Source organism: Arenibacter latericius DSM 15913, assembly GCF_000424985.1.
GTDB classification, from domain to species: Bacteria; Bacteroidota; Bacteroidia; order Flavobacteriales; family Flavobacteriaceae; genus Arenibacter; species Arenibacter latericius.
In genome coordinates this window covers 1-17,529 of record NZ_KE384287.1, presented here as the reverse complement: position 1 = coordinate 17,529, position 17,529 = coordinate 1, and the positions used below count along the sequence as shown (strand labels likewise).

Here is a 17,529-nt window from a genome sequence, read left to right as displayed (position 1 = left end):
TTGGTTTCCCTATATTTATTTTATATCTCTCCTGCGGAGAGCTATTAATGTTCGACCAGCAGAAGAAATTTGATTTGGCAGGCTAAATAATTCTATAGCCGTCATTAGATAGAAAAGATCTGCAGTATAAAACAACAGATCTTTCTAAATTGTTACTACCCGGTTTATTTCCCAAACATCAACAACTCATTAATTCGGATTTCTGTAATATACCGCTTCTCCCCTTCCTTGGTCTCATAAGTTCTCGTAGTTAACTTTCCCTCTATGGCAACTTCTTTCCCTTTGGTTAAATAATTTTCTACGATCTCTGCCGTCTTGCCCCACGCCACTACATTATGCCATTGGGTATCTGTTACCTTGTCCCCTTTAGCATTTCTAAAGGTTTCATTAGTAGCTATAGAAAACTTAGCCAACTTTGCTCCTCCGTCTAAATTTACAATCTCCGGGTCGTTACCCAAATTTCCAATCAACTGTACTTTGTTTTTAAGTGCATTCATAATAAATAGTTTTAGTGTTAAACAGTTAATAATTTTGATACCACAAACCTACCTCTAGTCCAATCCACTATTCGGTTGATAACTATTTAATTTCGCTTGTAAACGTTTGTAGTCGTTTGTACGTAATAAAGCATCATGATTAACGTCTGAATATAAACCCCGTAAAAGCCTGTTTTTATTACCCTAATATGCAAATCCATTTAATCGCATTCCCATCCAACAATCGTCCTTAAAAGCAAAAAATCTATTATAATTACTATCTTTCGCCTTGCATATGTTAAATCACTAACTAAAAACACAACAAAAAAACTTATGAAAAAACATCTTGTTATAGGTCTTATTTGCACCTTCTTTTCTATTGAAACATTTGGTCAGTCTGCTTCAGAGATAGCCTCTCTATATAACGACCTTACGATATTTGAAACACCAATGGCTTTATCCTTAAAAAAGAAGGTTAAGAAAAGAGATATTGCCTTAATGAAAAATAGAAGCCTAAGAGAAACAGCAAGTGCACTATATAACAACACCTATGACACGAAGTTTCGTATGGCCAAATACGAAGCCTATCTTTCTCCAAAAGTTCTAGGACAGCAACTCATGATTGGGGATGGATATAGCAAATATGAAAATATTACTGGTATCTATCTCTCAAAAGGCGAACATCTTATACTAGTAGATGGTATTAAGGAGGACACTAATGTTGGTTTAGTTATCGCGAACTGGAACCGCAGAGCCCCAGAGGGTATTAACCCTTCTAAAGATCCCGCAGGATGGGGAATCCAAAATAAAAAATATACACTACAGAATGGAGTTAACATAATAAATCTTAACGATTTTGATGGTTTAGCCTATATCGACTATTTTTCCGATGAACCAGAAAATGAGACTACTATCCAAGTTCACTTCCCATCTGCTGCTGTTAATGGGTATTTTGATAGCACTACTGATACCGATGCGGAATGGAATTCTCTCGTAGACAACGCTGTATATCCGATTGTGGATGCAAGAGGTAAACATATTCAGATTGCCTATCCCGCAGAAGCTATTAAAAAATACGCCTACAATAGAGGGAAGGAATTATTAAACAATTACGATTCCTTAGTCTATAGGCAGCACCGCATTTTAGGGTTAATTAAATACAATAAAGTTCCAGAAAACCGAATCCTAGCTCGTGTTAACTACAACTATTATATGTTTAGAGATGGCGACGGTGTTGCCTATATGGGAACAGATCCTGGTAATGCTATGGCAATGGTAGTAGACCCAAATCGCGTAATCCAAGGCGATCCTTGCTGGGGCTTTAGTCATGAGGTAGGTCATGTTCACCAATTGCGTCCATATTTCAACTGGGGCGGATTAGGAGAAGTAAGTAACAATATTTTCTCTCTGTACGTAACCACCTCGTTTGGAAATAAAAGTCGAATTTCCAATCAAAATAACTATGAGAAATCCCGTGAAAGTATCATCGATGGCAAGATTAGTTACTTACAGGATGGTGACGTATTTAACCGTGTTGTACCCTTTTGGCAATTACAACTTTATTTTTCGGGAATAGGTAACAATCCTGATTTTTATCCTGACCTTTTTGAAGCCTTTCGCAAACAAGGAGAAGAAGTAAGAAAAGCAAGTCGACATCCGCGTCGCTCTGGGGGATGGGGAGATAGAGGGAATAACCCAGCTAAACACCAGCTTAATTTTGTAAAGACAGCTTCTGAAGTTAGTAAGACCGATCTTACCGAATTCTTTGATCAATATGGTTTTTTCTATGTAGGCGAATTTGATTATAACGATTACGGGAATTATAGCTATAAAATGACTCAAGAGATGGTAGATGAATGCAAGGCTGAAATTAAAGCCATGAACTTACCAAAACCAAAGGTTGACATCAGTACGTTAAAAGACCTTTAGAAAATCGATCTATAAGCAGCCAATTATTTAAAGTCGGCTATCCCATGAGGATGGCCGACTTTATAGTTTTTAATTAGGCCTCATTAGAAATAATGCATTAAAAAATGACATAACTTTGGGCAATAGCAAGCACACAATGGAGAGAGCAATGCTAACTATTATAAATTAAAATTAAATCCGATGAACAATCCCTTTATAATGGACAAAACCTACAAAGGTGTAGACTACACCATAAATAAGTTAGCAAAAGGGGAATATGAGAACTGTGTTTTTGATTCTTGTGCTTTTACAGAAGCAGACCTTTCTAACGTCTCTTTTATGGAATGTACTTTTTTAGAATGCGATCTAAGTAATGTAAACTTAACTAACACCGCTATCAAAGAGTGCGAATTTAAAAATTGTAAAATGTTAGGCGTGAGATTTGATCACTGCAATCCCTTTTTACTCTCCTTTAAATTTTTAGGCTGTTCCTTAAACTTATCTTCTTTCTACAACCTAGCACTTAAGAATACTGTTTTTGAAGATTGTAGCCTTCATCAGGCCGACTTCTCCCAGAGTGATCTCTCTAATGCTATGTTTGAAAACTGCGACTTAAAAGGTGCTATTTTTGAGTCCTCTGTTTTAATCAAAACAAATTTTCGTACTGCTGTAAATATTAGTATCGACCCTGAAAACAACAAGCTTAAAAAAGCAAAGTTTTCAAAAGAAGGTGCTCTAGGGCTTTTGTTAAAATATGATATAGACATCGACTAAAAAAAACCTCATTCTACCTTGCTCAACAACATTCACCATATCGCCATTATTGCATCGGATTATGAGAAATCCAAAACATTTTATATAGATATTTTAGGGCTAACTCCTATCCGAGAAGTATATAGGAAGGATAGAAAATCCTACAAGTTAGACTTAGCGCTAAATGGCACTTATATAATAGAACTCTTTTCTTTTCCGGAAACACCCGAACGATTGTCCAGACCAGAAGCAACTGGATTACGTCATTTGGCTTTTGAAGTTGATAATTTGGATAAAACCCTTATTCATTTATCAAAATTTGAGATAGTGGCTGAAGCGATTCGTATAGATAAGCATACTGATAAAAGATTCACTTTTATATTTGATCCCGACCAATTACCAATAGAACTATACGAAAAGTAATTCCTAATCCCCCCCTATTTTTACCACCAAGAATGCAACGCGATTACCAGTTACGCAGTGTAGTTGCAGCAGCAAGCTTACTCCTATTAGAAACACAACACTTCTCTATAGCATCGACTGATGGTATATTTTCACTATATTGGGTATGCAAGTATGCTTAATAGACATTTAATACTCGGCAAAGTAGAAAAAAGTAGCCAATGGAAAGAGAATGTTTGGAATGCGGGGATAACATTTTAGGTCGGATCGATAAAAAATTCTGTTCCGATTATTGCAGAAACTCCTATAACAATAAATTAAATAAAGACAGTAAAAACCTAGTTCGCAACATCAATAACCGATTACGAAAAAACTATAGAATATTGGATAGTTTTCCCCTTAAAGATGGAAAAACTAAAACTACAAAAACACGGTTAATGGATAAGGGATTCGATTTTGAATACCTCACCAACTTGTACACCACTAAGAAAGGCACCACCTATTATTTTGTTTATGATCTTGGCTATCTCCCTTTAGACAATGATTATTATATGATTGTAAAACGAGAATAAGCCAATATTAAGCCGCACTTATTTATAGCATTCATAAGGAATCAATAGTGGTTCCGTGCGCATAATTGCAAGAAAGTTTTTGAAGATTTCTTGCTAATTATTTATAATTATGACCACATAACTTCAAGGCTGCAATAACAATATCCTTACGACTAATTTGCCCTACCAGAATATCATCTTTCATAACTGGTAATCTTCTCCTATTATGCTGCACAAAAATTCCGGCAGCATCAAATATCGAAGTATCATGAGGTATGGTTTCTACGTTCTTAGACATAAACTTCTCCACACTTTTATCCATTATGGGCTGGTTAAAATATCGACTTTCCGAAATCTCCTTCATACAATCTGCTTCGGAAATAATACCCACCAAAAAACCATTGTCATCTAGCACCGGGCCTCCGGAAATTTTGTGCTTAGCAAATGCTTCCATTACTGCTAAAATAGACTGATCAGGTGAAAACGTCACCAATTTTTTACACATATAATCCTGAACCAATATAGGGGCGTCATACTCCTTTTTTATCGGTTTTCTAAACCCTTGAAAGTTCTTTATAGCCATGAATTTAATTTTAAGGTTAAATGGAAAGATAGCTTTTTTAAGAGTATTACGCAACTAATTAATAATTACAAAGATAATTTGTCAATTTTTTACATAATTATCTAACAATATGCTATTGCTTACACTTACATCAATAAAACACACCTCTAATGAAGACCGAACAATAATGGTATGCAGAAAGAATTTCTTATTTTTAAGTTTTGGAAACATATTATGAAAAGATTCCCAACCGTTATTTCCCTATTACTTATTCTTCTTGCTATATACCTAGGATTCTGGACATCCATGCCCACTTACACTCCAGATATAGACATAGAAGAAACACAGTTTTCTACAGATCGTGCTTTTACTCACGTAAAAACCATGTCAGTTGAACCTCATGCCGTTGGTTTTTCTGCTCATTCCACGGTTAGAGAATACCTTATTGGTGAGCTAGAAAAACTTGGATTAGAACCCATCTTACAATCTGGATATACTGCTGGGGATTGGGCAAATTTTAGTAAGGTCACTAATGTTATGGCTCGTATAAAAGGCCGTATGTCAGGAAATGCATTGCTTTTATTATCACACTATGACAGTAGTCCGCACTCCTCTTTGGGTGCAAGTGATGCGGCTAGTGGAGTGGCTACCATATTAGAAGGAGTTAGAGCATTTTTATCCGCAAATAACAACCCGGAAAACGACATCATCATTCTTTTTTCAGATGCGGAGGAGTTGGGTTTAAATGGAGCAGATTTATTTGTTAATAACCACCCATGGGCAAAAGAAGTGAAATTAGCTCTGAATTTTGAGGCTAGGGGCAGCGGCGGACCTTCCTATATGCTTTTAGAAACCAACCGAGGAAACAGCTCTCTGATTAATGGTTTTATAGATGCCAATCCCTCCTATCCAGTAGCTAATTCTTTGGTATATAGCATCTACAAAATGCTTCCCAATGATACCGACCTAACCGTTTTTAGGGAAGATGGAGATATAGACGGCTTTAACTTTGCTTTTATTGATGATCATTTTGATTACCATACTGTAAGAGATAATTATGACCGATTAGATCCTAAAACCTTAGCCCATCAAGGAGCCTATTTAATGCCGTTGTTATCTTATTTTAGCAATGCAGATCTCACCCAACTTAAAAGCCTAAACGATCAGGTATATTTTAATATTCCCTTTTTCAACTTATTATCCTATCCATTTGAGTGGATATACCCTATGCTTATAGGGGCAGTGGTTATATTCTTGTTTTTGGTTTTCCTAGGAATCAAAAAGGATACTCTAAATTTTAAAGGGATTGGAAAGGGATTTATCCCCATGCTTATGACGCTAATTATTAACGGCATAATAGGGTATTTTGGATGGACTGTATTACTAAAAATATATCCGCAATATCAAGACCTCCTTCATGGCTTTACTTATAATGGATACACTTATATAGCGGCGTTTGTTTTTCTCTCCATTGCAGTAGCATTTTGGTGTTACCACCGATTTGGGAAAACAGATGCTCCTAACCTAGTAATTGCACCAGCATTTCTTTGGCTGATTATTTGCGGACTTTTAGCCGTTTATTTAAAAGGTGGTAGTTTTTTCATATTACCGGTATTTGCCCTATTGGCATCACTATGGATACTGATAAATCAGAAATCTCCACAACCCTTATGGTTTGTAGTCCTTGCATTACCGGCCATTTGGATTTATTCGCCACTTATAAAAATGTTTCCCGTGGGCCTAGGTCTTAAAATGATCATCACCTCCACTTTACTAAGTTCCCTTACCTTTTTCCTTTTGCTTCCTATTTTTGGAGGAATAAAAGTTAAACAACGGTTAGCAGCTCTCTCTCTTCTCCTCTTTGTAGGGTTTATCATTTCTGCCCATTTTAATTCTGGTTTTACCAAGGATCAAGCAAAGCCAACAAGCCTTATCTATCTTTTAGATGCAGAAAGTAATACTGCGCAATGGGCCACTTATGATCAGGTGCTATCTAATTGGACCTCACAATATATTGGCGAAAACAAAGAGATCCCTACCACAACAACTGGCCATAAAAACCTAAGTAGCAAATACGGTACAGGATTTAGTTTTATAGCTAAAGCTCCTTTAAAAGATTTAGCGCAACCAAAAGTAGCTATAGAAAAGGATACCATAATAGGAGATAGTAGGTGGCTAGAAGTATCTATTACACCACAAAGACCCATAAACCGATTGGAGGTATTTACTAATGACATACAACTATCAAAAGCGATTATTAACAACATCCCATTATCTGATTCCTACTTAGAAAACAGAAAAGGGAACAAACTGATTACCCATTACGTGAGCGACAATGACCCTACTCATTTAAAATTGGTCATTCCCAAACAAAGTAAGTTAGAACTAACCATCTACGAAGCTTCTAATGACTTACTAAATCACCCCCAATTTAGTGTTCCACAACGGCCTGAAGATAATATTCCGATGCCCTTTGTGCTAAATGACGCAATACTAATTACTAAAAAACTACATTTTGAATAGCAACATAGGCATCTTAGGATGTGGATGGCTGGGACTTCCCTTAGCTTCCACAATGGTAAAAAACAAATACTCCGTACACGGGTCTACTACTTCCCAAGATAAAATAGAAGCGTTAAAAGAAAAGGGGATCACCCCTTATTTAATTAAGCTATCTGAAAATGGAATAACTGGTGATATTGATGGATTCTTAACGGATATAGACATATTAATCATTAATATACCACCTAGATTACGACGTGATCCTAAGGAAAACTATGTTAAAAGGATAACACATTTACATAAGGCAATCATAGCTACAAAAATTAGAACTATTATCTTTATTAGTAGCACCTCTGTCTATGGTGACCTACAAGGGACGGTTACGGAAGACACCCAACCTCAGCCTAACACGGAGTCTGGAAGGCAACTCTTTGAAACAGAAGCTATTTTTAAGGAAAATAAAGACCTGAACACCACAATAATCCGATTTGGCGGACTTATTGGACCTAATAGACACCCAGCTAAATTTTTATCGGAAAAAAAAGACCTTACCAATGGAATGGATCCCGTTAACCTCATCCATTTAAATGATTGCATAGGGCTTATCCGTACTGTAATTGAGAAAGAACATTCTAATATTTTGATAAACGGAGTTTACCCACTACATCCAACAAAAGAGGAGTACTACACTTCTGAAGCGCGTAAAATAGATCTAGTTCCTCCTACTTTCCTACCTAGCAACCACCTAAAAAGCTCGAAAATTATAGAGAATAGTCCCAAAACTGTTAAAATCTACCAATATCACACATCAATTATCAGTTGATTCACCACACATTTTGCCACTTTCACAACAACTCCCCATGTAACATTGTTAATGTTCAACGGTAAAATCGGGCTCTTCACCCATATCTCATACCTTTGAGGAAGGAAAAAGACACAAGAAAGATGGAAAATTTAGAACTAAAAAGCAGTCTATTTATAGATATTATAAGCTTAATTTCTGAAAGCTGCTCACAAGAAAAAATAACCCGTAAATCACAAGATTTACATGAAATGATTTTAAAGAGACACTATAACGCTGCAGATATTTCTATAGATTATCACCGCAAGCGGATATTTATGGATATAGTTGTGGACGATAGCAATTACGACACTAAGGAGTTAAATTTCTCTACTCCCCTTATGAAAACCAATATGTATTATGGTGACCTAGAAGAGTTTTTAATATCATGCATAGATTACGATAATAGCAGTATTGCATTCTATAGAAAAATATTGAATAGCTATTGGAAAAGCGATTCTAAAATGGTTCTTATAGCTAAGCTAGTATAAACAGTCATTAACACTACTTTTAAAGGATGCTTAACAACATCCTTTTTCTTGCCTATCAAAGCTTTAAGCCTTTCCTTAACACTAGAAATAAAATAATTTGCTAGCTTTGGCTCACTAAAAATTAGAATATGAAAAAAATAGGATTGATACTCCTTCTTATGGTAGGATTTTCTGCTACAGCGCAGACCAAGAGTGAGCTACTTAAGCATTATGAGGCTTTTTATGATCAAATGAAACTGCAAGGCGATGTGGATGGCGTAATTAATGCTATTACTCATTTAAACATTTTATCACCTAGCAATGAGCGTGTGGATACTTTGGCCTACATCTATGCTAACGACAATCAGCACCTTCAAGCCTTAAACACCATTGGTATTGAGAAAAATGAAAATGATTCTGACTTAGCCGTACAGGTAAAAGCTATTTCCTTAAAAGCTTTAAACCAACCAAAAAGAGCTTTGGAGCAATTTGAAATCCTAAACAAAAGAAGTCCAAACCCTTACTTGGCGTATGAATTAGCAGACCTTAAAATTCAGACAGGAGACAATGCGGGAGCATCCAGCAATATTGAGTTTGGCATAGCTAATGCTAAGGACGATATGATGTATGCTTTTTACGAAAGACAGCAACCTTATGAAGTTCCGTTAAAAGCGGCCTTTCTTCACCTTAAGGCCTTAGTACAATTCAACAATGACCAAAGCAAAATAGACGAAGCGCTAGCCACTATTAATGAGGCCTTAAAGATTGATCCGAATTTTAATTTGGCCAGTTTAAGCAAGCAAGCATTAGAGTCTAGAAAAGAAAAATCTGAGGCAACTGAAACTAAGGAATAGACTATAAAGAGCTACGCTCACCCACAAAATAAAAAAGCCACTAACTTCAGTGGCTTTTTTTATGCAGTACAATTAAATATATTTCTTGTTGAGCTAAAATCTATCTAATTGTATAATTCATTATTGATTCTTTAATTGCTCTATTATCTTGTTGTCCGTTTCCTGTTTAATGAGGACTACTTCGGTCACATTATCATTTGGTATAACTATAGAAAGTACATAATGAGCAATTTTCCACTCCCCTTCTATTTTTTGCAACACCCCAGAACCGCGACACAGTTTCATTTGGGTATCTAGCAACTCATCAAACCAGGCTATATCCTTACTTTCATTAAAATAGAGATGCTGTTCTAGTATTTTAAAATCCCATGCCTTTCCTTTATCAAAATGAGGCTTAGCATAAGCCATAAATTTATCTTTACGCCAATTCTCCCCAGCTTCTGTCCCAATAAAAATTGCATTAGGAGACATAGCCTCAAAATAATCATTAAAGCGTGCTTCTGAAGCAGCAAGATGCCATTGTTTAATTACAGAACGCACCTCATCTTCTACCCTATCTTCCTGAGACCAGATAAGGGTACTAAAAAGTAATAAAACTAATAGAGGTATTGTCCTATTCATTAAAAATCAAAGTTGTATCTAACTCACTATTTACTAGCACATTAAATTGCCCTCTAAAGGCATTATAAGCCTCTATCATTGCCATAGTAGATTCATTGGTATTTACTCGGTATTCCAAGTTTCCTTTAGTTTTAAGAATATAGGTCTGAAATACTTTCTGCCTACTCTTAATCTGAGGCTTATTGAACATTTCGGGATATTCTGAAGCTTCCAATTGCTTCTGTTTTTCAATGAGGTCTTCTATTACCAAGCTAAGGTCTTCCCGGTTATCTACACGGTACAAGGACTCAAAGGTATTTTCCATGTCTTTAAAGGCCTGCCATCCCTTTAAAAGTTCTGTAACCTTCGCATTTACCGCTATTGGTCTAGGAAGCGAATCTACACTTAAAAACACCTCTGGTTTTTCCTCTAAGGTTTCTTTTTCTGTGCCTTGCTTGCAGGATAATGCTAAGCAGAACACTATAACCAATAACATAAATTTTCCCATATGACGAAGGTACGAATTTTAATAAAAAGGTATATTTGCACCAAATATTATTTGACTACATTTTAATGGGAAAATCAATTTTAATTATAGGTGCCTGCGGGCAAATAGGAACAGAATTAACCCTAGCATTACGCGAGCGCTATGGCAATGACCAAGTGATTGCTAGTGACATTAGAGAAGGCAACCAAAGCTTAATGGAATCTGGGCCTTTTGAAATATTGGATGCCACTGATTATAAGGCAGTAGAAAACGTAGTTATGCACTACGAGATTGAGGAAGTGTATCTAATGGCTGCAATGTTAAGTGCAACAGCTGAAAAATTCCCTATGCGTGCCTGGGATCTTAATATGAACTCCCTTTTCCACGTTTTAAATTTAGCAAAAGATAAAAAGATAAATAAGGTATTTTGGCCTTCTAGTATTGCTGTATTTGGACCTACTACTCCTAAAGAGGGCACTCCACAGCACACTATTATGGAACCTAGTACCGTTTATGGAATTAGCAAGCAATCTGGAGAACGCTGGTGCTCCTATTACTTTAAAAAGTATGGAGTAGATGTAAGAAGCGTACGTTACCCAGGATTAATCAGTTGGAAAACACTTCCCGGAGGAGGTACTACCGATTATGCTATTGATATATTCCATAATGCACTTGCCAGCAAAAAATATAAGTGCTTTTTAAATGAGGGTACAAAGCTTCCTATGATGTATATGGACGATGCCATAAGAGCAACTATTGCTATTATGGAATGTGATGCAGAAAAAATTACAGAAAGGTCCTCTTATAATTTGGCTGGAATGAGTTTTACACCAGCAGAGATTACTAGCTCCATAAGAAAGCAATATCCTAATTTTGAAATTGAATACGAACCCGATTTCAGACAAGATATTGCTGACTCATGGCCTAGTAGTATTGATGATTCTGCTGCACAAAGAGACTGGGATTGGAAGTCTCAATTTGATCTTGATAAGACTACAGAAGAAATGATAAGGAACCTGGGCAATTAGCCCAGTTCCTTATAATAGGCTAAATTTTAATTTCTTTTCTATTGCAGTAATCATAGTATTGGCAATGTCCTTTCCTGTGGCATTTTCAATCCCTTCTAATCCTGGGGAAGAATTCACCTCTAGAAGTAATGGGCCTTTGTTAGATCTAATTATATCTACTCCGGCAACTGCCAAATTAAGGACTTTAGCAGCTTTAATGGCCAATCTTCTTTCTTCCGCTGTAATCTTTATAACAGAAGCCGATCCTCCTTGGTGTAAATTTGCTCGGAATTCCCCTTTTGCAGCCTGACGTTGCATAGAGGCTACTACCTTTCCATTAATTACAAAACAACGAATATCCTGTCCGTTAGCTTCCTTTATAAACTCTTGCACTAAGATATTAGTCTGCACACTTTTAAATGCGTTTATAACGCTCTCTGCAGCCTTATTTGTTTCCGCCAAAACAACACCTTTCCCTTGCGTACTCTCCAATAACTTTATAATCAATGGCGCCCCGTTTACCATTCGGATTAAATCCTTAGTATCCATAGGCGACTTTGCAAATCCAGTAATAGGAATATGAATGTCGTTTTTAGAAAATAACTGTGAGGCAAAGAGCTTATCTCTAGACTGGGTAATAGCTTCCGCTGAATTTAAGCAATACACCCCTAAGGTATCAAACTGACGCAGTAAAGCACAGCCGTAAAAAGTAACAGCAGGTTTTATCCTTGGAATAATAGCATCAAACTCATTTAAAATATTACCTCCTCTATACCTAATTTCCGGGGAATTGGCATCTAGCTTCATATAGGCATGTTCTACATTTAGAAATACCATTTCATGACCACGAGCCTCACCAGCTTCCATTATTCTTTTGTTACTGTACAGATTTGGATTACTAGCGAGAAGGGCAATTTTTAATCCTGTTTTCTCTTTTACAAAAGAAGCATAATTTTCGCCAATCTCCTTTAGACTCATATCCTTTACATTAAAACTAACTGCGGGATTAACCACATATCTGCCATTTAAGGCTTCCCTACCCAAAAGCATTCTATACTCCATGGTATCCCTATTGGCTAGGGTAAGTTCAATGTCAAAAGTCTTCTCTCCCAAAGTAACTGGAGTTTTAATTACAAAGCGTTCCTCTGATATCCCAGAAGAACTCTTTACCACCCTCCTATCTATCAATCGAGCATTACACTCAATACTTATACTTCTATTATCCTGTAAAGGATTAACCTCAAATCTAACCCACTCATGGGCTCCTCTAGTGAATACTTTTACATTATTAGCTTGTATAGAAGAGGTTTTAGCACCAGAATCTACCCTAGCCTTTATAGCAGGAATTTCTAGTTCCTTAAAAACACACCATTCTTCACTTCCTATGATATCGAGCTGATCTGTTGTCATTCTTTTTATTCTATTTTTTTGAGCGCAAAATAAACTAATTGCCCTTTTTATATTTAAAATACTTACTGTATTAGATAATTAGTCTTAAGAATTCGTATTTCTTTCTTCTAAATTGAGGAAAGTAAAACTTACTAAACACTACTTAAGACCTAAAAGAACCAAAGGCCACCAGTTGGAGGCCTTTGGACTATTATCTAGTAGTTACTTATAAGCCATCAAAACTATATAGGATAGTCCGCAGCTTATATTGCATTTCTAGTCTTCATCATCCTCAATTCCTTCGAGGTCTACATCTGGAATAGCATCTGGATCATCATCATCAAAATCTTCATAATCATCCTCATCATAATTAGCCATGGTCATCTCTAACTTAGCACTGATCTTTACCAGGTACTTAGTATCTTCAGTAGTAACTTCTACCGCTTCTACTCGTTCTCCTTTAGCGTTCTTAAAGGTAATTATATTAAGATCATCATATCCATCGGGGTACTTCTCAACCAAAAGCTTTAAGACCTCGGGCGTAAGTTTTTTGAAATCAACTATAACTCTTTTTAAATTATCCATAAACTACATATCTAATAAGTAAGCAAAAATTAGGGGTGCTACAATAGTAGCGTCACTTTCAATTATAAATTTGGGAGTATTTACATCTAGTTTACCCCAAGTGATTTTTTCATTGGGGACAGCGCCGGAGTACGATCCATAACTAGTAGTAGAATCGCTTATCTGACAGAAATAGCTCCAAAATGGCGTATCTGTGCGTTCAAGGTCTTGGTAAAGCATTGGGACAACACATATAGGGAAATCTCCTGAAATACCTCCACCAATCTGGAAGAATCCAATTCCGTTTTCAGAATTCTCAGTATACCAATCTGCTAAGAAGGTCATATACTCTATCCCAGATTTTACGGTGCTAGCTTTTAAATCTCCTTTTACCACATAAGAAGCAAAGATATTCCCCATAGTACTATCTTCCCAACCTGGGCAAATTATGGGTAAATTCTTCTCTGCTGCAGCGTACATCCAAGAGTCTTTAATATCTATCTCATAGTACTCTTCTAATACCCCAGACAAAAGCATCTTATACATATACTCGTGCGGAAGGTAACGTTCTCCTTTTTCTTCAGCATCTTTCCATATTTTATGAATATGTTTTTGCAATCTTCTAAAAGCCTCTTCCTCTGGAATACAGGTATCAGTTACTCTGTTAAGACCTTTTTCCATTAAATCCCATTCCTCCTGTGGTGTTAAGTCCCTGTAGTTTGGCACTCTTTTATAATGAGAGTGAGCTACCAGGTTCATAATATCTTCCTCCAAGTTGGCTCCTGTACAAGAAATGATATGCACCTTATCTTGACGGATCATCTCAGCAAATATTTTACCGATCTCCGCGGTACTCATAGCACCTGCCATGGATACCAACATTTTAGATCCTTGGGCCAGTTGAGCCTCATATCCTTTTGCCGCATCTACCAATGCCGCAGCATTAAAATGCAAATAATATTTCTCTATAAAGTTAGAAATTGCTCCTTTATTCGTCGTCATCTTCAAATTTTGATTGATTATTACCTGTTACTTTCGCGTGTACGTCATAAGTATTGTCGTATTCATCAGTTATGGCTTCTCCCATAAACTTGTAACTCAACATCTTATAATATAATTTGGCGGCTAAAAAATTGGAGGATTTTTCATTCTCATTGGGGCAAAGCTCCACAATATCAAACCCAACTACATTCTTTTCAGTAAATACTTGTTTTAAAAACTCTAAGGTTTCATAATAGAACAAGCCTCCTGGTTCAGGAGTACCTGTAGATGGCATAATGGAAGGATCCAAAGCATCTAGATCAAAAGTAATAAACACATTGTCTGTCATTAGATCTACCACCTTATCCATCCAATACTCGTCTAATACCATATCATGGGCGAAAAATGTTTTCTCCTCATCCATAAATGTTTTTTCAATAGCATCCATACTACGGATACCAACTTGAATAAGATTGGTAGTCTGACTAGCCTCATGTACTGCACAAGCGTGATTGTATTTAGTACCGTCATAAGACTCTCTTAGATCTGCATGCGCATCAATATGCAATACCGTAAGGTTATCAAAACACTCATTAAACGCTCTAATAGTTCCAATAGAGATAGAGTGCTCTCCACCAAATACTGTAACAAACTTATTACGTTTTATATATTCTTTAGTTTTATCATGCACTGCATTCACCATAGCCTCTGGAGAACTTTTTTCATCCACAGGATTGGCTAAATACACTCCTTGCTGGTATACTTCAGAATCTGTTTCTATATCGTATAGCTCCATGTTCTCTGAAGCTTCTAAAAAGGCTTCTGGTCCTTTATCTGCTCCTTTTCCCCAAGTACTGGTTCCATCATATGGCACAGGTATTAATACTACCTTAGCCTTTTCCAATTGCGCAAACTCGTTTGGTATGCCAGCGTAATTGTTAGTTGTTTTCATTTGTTAAAATTTATTGTTTTTATTGGCAGGCCTGCCATTGGGCAGACTGGTTAAATTTAAATATACAGTTTTAAACTGATGTAGCCTTCCCGTTCTGCCCTGGACCATAGCCCAATATATTTAGCAGATCTTCGGCCTTTTGCTGCTCACTGAACAGTTCCGTCGTTATATTACCATTCTCATCCCTATCTATTAAGATATGTTTTGGGTGTGGAATTAAACAATGCTGTAAACCACCATAACCCCCAATTGATTCTTGGTATGCACCTGTATTAAAGAAACCAATATACAAAGGTTTATCTCTCTTATACTTTGGCAAATAAATAGCGTTCATATTCTGCTCACTATTATAATAATCGTCACTATCACAGGTTAACCCGCCCAAAAGCACTCGCTCATACTCATCATTCCAACGGTTAATGGCCAACATAATAAATCGTTTGTTAATAGCCCAAGTATCTGGAAGGGTAGTAATGAAAGAAGAGTCTATCATATTCCATTTCTCTCTATCATTCTGTTGTTTCTGATACAGTATTTCATAAATAGCACCTCCACTTTCCCCAACGGTAAAACTTCCAAATTCGGTAAAGATATTAGGTACAGGAACGTCTGCTTCTTGGCAGGCAATGTTAATCTGATTAATGATCTCATCAATCATATACTGATAATCATAATCAAATGCCAAGGAATTCTTAATAGGGAACCCCCCGCCAATATTAAGGCTATCCAAAGATGGGCAAACCTTTTTTAGTCTAATGTACACTTTTAAACATTTTACTAACTCATTCCAATAATAAGCATTATCACGAATACCGGTATTAATGAAGAAATGAAGCATTTTTAGTTCCACCTTATCATTGTCCCGAATCTGATTGTCGTAAAAAGGTACAATATTTTTATATCCTATTCCTAAACGAGAGGTGTAGAATTCAAATTTTGGTTCCTCTTCAGAGGCAATACGAATCCCCACTTTAAACGTATCGTTTATAGCATCGGTCAAAAGATCTAACTCCTCATAGTTATCTATAATTGGAATACAGTTCTGGTGCCCGTTGTTTATAAGCCTAGCAATATTGGAGATGTACTGGTCTCTTTTAAAACCATTACAAATAACATAGGTATCGTCTTTTATCTTACCTGTTTCTTTTAACTTCTCTACGATATTGATATCAAAAGCCGAAGAAGTCTCAATATGAATGTCATTTTTCAAGGCTTCGTTTAATACAGGTTTAAAATGAGAACTCTTTGTACAATAACAATAATGGTATTTACCCTTATAATTATTCTTTTCCATAGCCAATTTAAACCACTCCTTTGCCTTGTTTATATTGTCTGATATTTTAGGCAGGTAGGTAAATTTTAAAGGACTTCCGTACTTCTCCACTAAATCCATAAGAGGGATATCGTGAAACTTTAGACCATCGTTCTCCAGGGTAAACTCCTCTTGTGGAAAGTAATAGGTCTGATCTATTAAGTTGATATATTTAGTATTCATAAAAAAATAGTCTAATAAAAATAAGTAAATAGTATTATGTATTCAATCAATATAGGAATAAATACTAAACCCTATACTATTAACTCTTTTTCTGTGGTAGGTCTAAAAAAATACACATGCTGACTTGCTACAATGGGATAAGCATATAGCGTTTGTTGCAATTTACGGCTATGGACCACTTGCAGGTTTAATGGGGATATATGTCCCTGACTACATTGTCCAAATCTATAAAAACGGTTCATCTTTAATAAAGTAAGACTTTTTGTCCTAACTAAATTTAATGCTTATTTGAGGCGACAAATGAAAACAAAAAAATTGGAAAAACAACGTTTTTAAAAAAATTTAGGACAAACTTTTTATTGTTCTTTTTCCCTCTCCTAATAAACACGGCTAAAAAGGGCTCTAGTTTATAATAGCTATTATTTGTATCTTTAGGTATGGAACTAGAAGAATTAAAACAAAAGATCCTTTCGCTTCCTCTGGTGGACAGGCGGAGATTGCTCAAGGATATCGAAAAGCACGATGTGACTACGGGAAGTCCAAGGGCACAGGCCTCCCGCCGACATCTTCTCGACAATATGATGGGCGAGTGCCCGCACTGTGGCCATACCAAATATGTCCGTTTCGGAAAGGACAAGGGTGCACAGCGCTATAAATGCAAGTCCTGCAAGAGAAGCTTTACCGAATATACGGGCACTTGGATGGCGGGGCTGCACAAGAAGGACAAGATAGACG

General features: G+C 36.4%; 20 protein-coding genes. 10 read left to right on the top strand and 10 right to left on the bottom strand.

Translation table 11 applies throughout. The features are described 5' to 3' along the window. Positions 1-164: 164 nt before the first annotated feature. Positions 165-497, bottom strand: coding sequence for a single-stranded DNA-binding protein (locus tag H344_RS0117930; RefSeq protein WP_026811528.1), 333 nt, complete (start codon positions 495-497; stop codon positions 165-167). A 312-nt stretch (positions 498-809) separates the two neighbouring features. Between H344_RS0117930 and H344_RS0117925 the strand changes: the two genes are divergently transcribed. From H344_RS0117925 to H344_RS0117910, 4 genes are all read left to right on the top strand, one after another. Beyond that, positions 810-2,405: a M60 family metallopeptidase gene (locus H344_RS0117925; RefSeq protein ID WP_026811527.1), complete on the top strand. Its 1,596-nt coding sequence runs from the start codon at positions 810-812 to the stop codon at positions 2,403-2,405. A gap of 180 nt (positions 2,406-2,585) precedes the next feature. Continuing rightward, on the top strand, positions 2,586-3,158 hold the full coding sequence (locus H344_RS0117920; protein WP_026811526.1) for a pentapeptide repeat-containing protein: 573 nt from the start codon (positions 2,586-2,588) through the stop codon (positions 3,156-3,158). 18 nt (positions 3,159-3,176) lie between these two features. Further along, positions 3,177-3,560: an SMU1112c/YaeR family gloxylase I-like metalloprotein gene (gene gloA2, locus H344_RS0117915; protein ID WP_026811525.1), complete on the top strand. Its 384-nt coding sequence runs from the start codon at positions 3,177-3,179 to the stop codon at positions 3,558-3,560. 200 nt (positions 3,561-3,760) lie between these two features. Next, positions 3,761-4,111: a hypothetical protein gene (locus H344_RS0117910; RefSeq protein WP_026811524.1), complete on the top strand. Its 351-nt coding sequence runs from the start codon at positions 3,761-3,763 to the stop codon at positions 4,109-4,111. Positions 4,112-4,208: 97 nt separating this feature from the next. Here the strand turns inward: H344_RS0117910 and H344_RS0117905 are convergent, their stop codons facing one another. After that, entirely contained in the window at positions 4,209-4,673 is a 465-nt protein-coding gene (locus H344_RS0117905; RefSeq protein WP_026811523.1) for a CBS domain-containing protein, read from the bottom strand. Positions 4,674-4,886: 213 nt separating this feature from the next. On the opposite strand from H344_RS0117905, the gene H344_RS0117900 reads away from it, so the two are divergent. From H344_RS0117900 to H344_RS0117885, 4 genes are all read left to right on the top strand, one after another. Next, positions 4,887-7,175 carry a M28 family peptidase gene (locus H344_RS0117900; protein WP_026811522.1) on the top strand — a complete coding sequence of 763 codons (2,289 nt, stop codon included), beginning with the start codon at positions 4,887-4,889 and terminating at the stop codon, positions 7,173-7,175. Then, entirely contained in the window at positions 7,168-7,977 is an 810-nt protein-coding gene (locus H344_RS0117895; protein WP_026811521.1) for an SDR family oxidoreductase, read from the top strand. The genes H344_RS0117900 and H344_RS0117895 overlap by 8 nt, the downstream gene beginning before the upstream one ends. Before the next feature lie 122 nt (positions 7,978-8,099). Beyond that, positions 8,100-8,486 carry a hypothetical protein gene (locus tag H344_RS0117890; RefSeq protein ID WP_026811520.1) on the top strand — a complete coding sequence of 129 codons (387 nt, stop codon included), beginning with the start codon at positions 8,100-8,102 and terminating at the stop codon, positions 8,484-8,486. A gap of 128 nt (positions 8,487-8,614) precedes the next feature. After that, entirely contained in the window at positions 8,615-9,319 is a 705-nt protein-coding gene (locus H344_RS0117885) for a tetratricopeptide repeat protein (RefSeq protein WP_026811519.1), read from the top strand. A 120-nt stretch (positions 9,320-9,439) separates the two neighbouring features. On the opposite strand, the gene H344_RS0117880 is transcribed toward H344_RS0117885, so the two are convergent. Beyond that, positions 9,440-9,940: a nuclear transport factor 2 family protein gene (locus H344_RS0117880; protein ID WP_026811518.1), complete on the bottom strand. Its 501-nt coding sequence runs from the start codon at positions 9,938-9,940 to the stop codon at positions 9,440-9,442. Continuing rightward, positions 9,933-10,427: a hypothetical protein gene (locus tag H344_RS0117875; protein ID WP_026811517.1), complete on the bottom strand. Its 495-nt coding sequence runs from the start codon at positions 10,425-10,427 to the stop codon at positions 9,933-9,935. Before H344_RS0117875 ends, H344_RS0117880 begins: the two co-directional genes overlap by 8 nt. Before the next feature lie 65 nt (positions 10,428-10,492). Here H344_RS0117875 and H344_RS0117870 point away from each other — a divergent pair, with 65 nt between their 5' ends. Beyond that, entirely contained in the window at positions 10,493-11,434 is a 942-nt protein-coding gene (locus tag H344_RS0117870; RefSeq protein ID WP_026811516.1) for an NAD-dependent epimerase/dehydratase family protein, read from the top strand. A 9-nt stretch (positions 11,435-11,443) separates the two neighbouring features. On the opposite strand, the gene rimK is transcribed toward H344_RS0117870, so the two are convergent. The 6 genes from rimK to H344_RS21815 form a co-directional block, all read right to left on the bottom strand. Then, entirely contained in the window at positions 11,444-12,823 is a 1,380-nt protein-coding gene (rimK, locus tag H344_RS0117865; RefSeq protein ID WP_026811515.1) for a 30S ribosomal protein S6--L-glutamate ligase, read from the bottom strand. A gap of 255 nt (positions 12,824-13,078) precedes the next feature. Next, on the bottom strand, positions 13,079-13,387 hold the full coding sequence (locus H344_RS0117860; RefSeq protein WP_026811514.1) for a hypothetical protein: 309 nt from the start codon (positions 13,385-13,387) through the stop codon (positions 13,079-13,081). Positions 13,388-13,390: 3 nt separating this feature from the next. Beyond that, a complete protein-coding gene (locus H344_RS0117855) occupies positions 13,391-14,368 on the bottom strand; it encodes a deoxyhypusine synthase family protein (protein WP_026811513.1) in 978 nt (325 codons plus the stop codon). Continuing rightward, the gene (gene speB / locus H344_RS0117850; RefSeq protein ID WP_026811512.1) at positions 14,355-15,299 is read right to left on the bottom strand and encodes an agmatinase; all 945 of its coding nucleotides are present in this window, start codon (positions 15,297-15,299) and stop codon (positions 14,355-14,357) included. Before speB ends, H344_RS0117855 begins: the two co-directional genes overlap by 14 nt. A 70-nt stretch (positions 15,300-15,369) precedes the next feature. Then, positions 15,370-16,794, bottom strand: coding sequence for an arginine decarboxylase (locus H344_RS0117845; protein ID WP_026811511.1), 1,425 nt, complete (start codon positions 16,792-16,794; stop codon positions 15,370-15,372). Positions 16,795-16,865: 71 nt separating this feature from the next. Continuing rightward, positions 16,866-17,036 carry a hypothetical protein gene (locus H344_RS21815; RefSeq protein ID WP_157378384.1) on the bottom strand — a complete coding sequence of 57 codons (171 nt, stop codon included), beginning with the start codon at positions 17,034-17,036 and terminating at the stop codon, positions 16,866-16,868. 195 nt (positions 17,037-17,231) lie between these two features. Between H344_RS21815 and H344_RS20770 the strand changes: the two genes are divergently transcribed. Beyond that, on the top strand, positions 17,232-17,529 hold a 298-nt coding region (locus H344_RS20770), incomplete at its 3' end, for an IS1/IS1595 family N-terminal zinc-binding domain-containing protein (RefSeq protein ID WP_034256975.1).

Excerpts from the sequence above, each read along its gene's own strand:
- H344_RS0117930 (WP_026811528.1), bottom strand. The coding sequence starts at position 497 with ATGAATGCACTTAAAAACAAAGTACAGTTGATTGGAAATTTGGGTAAC.
- H344_RS0117925 (WP_026811527.1), top strand. The coding sequence starts at position 810 with ATGAAAAAACATCTTGTTATAGGTCTTATTTGCACCTTCTTTTCTATT.
- H344_RS0117920 (WP_026811526.1), top strand. The coding sequence starts at position 2,586 with ATGAACAATCCCTTTATAATGGACAAAACCTACAAAGGTGTAGACTAC.
- H344_RS0117910 (WP_026811524.1), top strand. The coding sequence starts at position 3,761 with ATGGAAAGAGAATGTTTGGAATGCGGGGATAACATTTTAGGTCGGATC.
- H344_RS0117905 (WP_026811523.1), bottom strand. The coding sequence starts at position 4,673 with ATGGCTATAAAGAACTTTCAAGGGTTTAGAAAACCGATAAAAAAGGAG.
- H344_RS0117900 (WP_026811522.1), top strand. The coding sequence starts at position 4,887 with ATGAAAAGATTCCCAACCGTTATTTCCCTATTACTTATTCTTCTTGCT.
- H344_RS0117890 (WP_026811520.1), top strand. The coding sequence starts at position 8,100 with ATGGAAAATTTAGAACTAAAAAGCAGTCTATTTATAGATATTATAAGC.
- H344_RS0117885 (WP_026811519.1), top strand. The coding sequence starts at position 8,615 with ATGAAAAAAATAGGATTGATACTCCTTCTTATGGTAGGATTTTCTGCT.
- H344_RS0117880 (WP_026811518.1), bottom strand. The coding sequence starts at position 9,940 with ATGAATAGGACAATACCTCTATTAGTTTTATTACTTTTTAGTACCCTT.
- H344_RS0117875 (WP_026811517.1), bottom strand. The coding sequence starts at position 10,427 with ATGGGAAAATTTATGTTATTGGTTATAGTGTTCTGCTTAGCATTATCC.
- H344_RS0117870 (WP_026811516.1), top strand. The coding sequence starts at position 10,493 with ATGGGAAAATCAATTTTAATTATAGGTGCCTGCGGGCAAATAGGAACA.
- rimK (WP_026811515.1), bottom strand. The coding sequence starts at position 12,823 with ATGACAACAGATCAGCTCGATATCATAGGAAGTGAAGAATGGTGTGTT.
- H344_RS0117860 (WP_026811514.1), bottom strand. The coding sequence starts at position 13,387 with ATGGATAATTTAAAAAGAGTTATAGTTGATTTCAAAAAACTTACGCCC.
- H344_RS0117855 (WP_026811513.1), bottom strand. The coding sequence starts at position 14,368 with ATGACGACGAATAAAGGAGCAATTTCTAACTTTATAGAGAAATATTAT.
- speB (WP_026811512.1), bottom strand. The coding sequence starts at position 15,299 with ATGAAAACAACTAACAATTACGCTGGCATACCAAACGAGTTTGCGCAA.
- H344_RS0117845 (WP_026811511.1), bottom strand. The coding sequence starts at position 16,794 with ATGAATACTAAATATATCAACTTAATAGATCAGACCTATTACTTTCCA.
- H344_RS21815 (WP_157378384.1), bottom strand. The coding sequence starts at position 17,036 with ATGAACCGTTTTTATAGATTTGGACAATGTAGTCAGGGACATATATCC.